This is a genomic window from Microcoleus sp. S36b_A4, assembly GCF_036700645.1.
Classification (GTDB): Bacteria; Cyanobacteriota; Cyanobacteriia; order Cyanobacteriales; family Microcoleaceae; genus Microcoleus.
In genome coordinates this window covers 1-1,042 of the sequence record NZ_JAUBPI010000229.1, presented here as the reverse complement: position 1 = coordinate 1,042, position 1,042 = coordinate 1, and the positions used below count along the sequence as shown (strand labels likewise).

Sequence of the window (1,042 nt, the reverse complement as noted above, 5' to 3'; positions counted from 1 at the left end):
GAATTTAACAGGCTTTTCAATTCACATATCATTTTCAGTGTGTTTTGTCAACTCCTAATACTGAACCGACGCCCTAGTAATATGGGCGCTTTTTGTTTACAGTAGAGCATATGATCTGTGTTCGCCCTACCTCCTCACTGGCTGAAATCCCTGCACAAAACTCACCCAGCGTAGTAATTTATCACCTGTAATATCTAGGATGGGAATGTTGAAACTTCTGACAGCGGGGCGACCGACTTCACCAGCCGAAAAAGTCACATTCGTAGGTTCCGACTTACCTAAACCATAGGCACTAGCTATTTGATTAGCAAGTCGGCAGGTTATTACAAAACTTCCCATATTAATCGTGCCACCCCCAGCCTCGTAATTCCAAGTAATACCGGGTGTTAAATTTTCTTGTTGACACATAAAGTGGGTGACTTCAAACATTTTGGCAATGTGAACGTCATATTGCCTTAACCGTCCTCCATACGCCGATGCTGTGGTATCGCTTTCTGGTACTACAATCGATCCAAATCCTTCGTCAAAACCAAGCTTCACCGGCAGCGCTGTGGAACTTGTAAGCGGTTGACTCGCTTGGGGTTGTACGCGAGTCGATGACATCTGTATTGGTTTGACAAATTGACTATTAGCGCGAATAAAACAACCTTGCGCCGCACCAGCAGTGTAGGTTTTTCCTACAAAAAGCCAAGGTAAAGCCCTGGTATCACGGAAAGTAACACCAGCATTACCAGGAAAGCTTTCAAAACGCTGTCCCTGTTTTAAAACACCAACTACAGACCAATTAAAAACATCAAATGGAGTGGGGTTGTCAACACGCATAAATTCTTCAAAAGAAGAATTCATACGACAATTTAACCCCTTTGGATCTGGGTCTACTACTTCCCAATAAGTATGATAATATCTTCCCGTATAATCCCCTTGATTATTAGGACTAGGGAGAGGTGCAGTAGAACCCAGTTTAGCTACATTGGTGACAAGTTAAGGAAAAAGGGAAATTGTCAAGGGTAGTATTTGCATGGGTCTGGGATCGTGGGAAACT

General features: G+C 43.2%; 1 protein-coding gene. It reads right to left on the bottom strand.

Features of this window, described 5'->3' with window-relative positions:
* Window positions 1-126: 126 nt before the first annotated feature.
* Window positions 127-846 carry a hypothetical protein gene (locus tag QUA03_RS28920; RefSeq protein WP_333217171.1) on the bottom strand — a complete coding sequence of 240 codons (720 nt, stop codon included), beginning with the start codon at window positions 844-846 and terminating at the stop codon, window positions 127-129.
* Window positions 847-1,042: the final 196 nt, after the last annotated feature.

What these genes read in the sequence shown, in the direction of transcription:
- QUA03_RS28920 (WP_333217171.1), bottom strand. Translation starts at nt 846, where the DNA reads ATGAATTCTTCTTTTGAAGAATTTATGCGTGTTGACAACCCCACTCCA.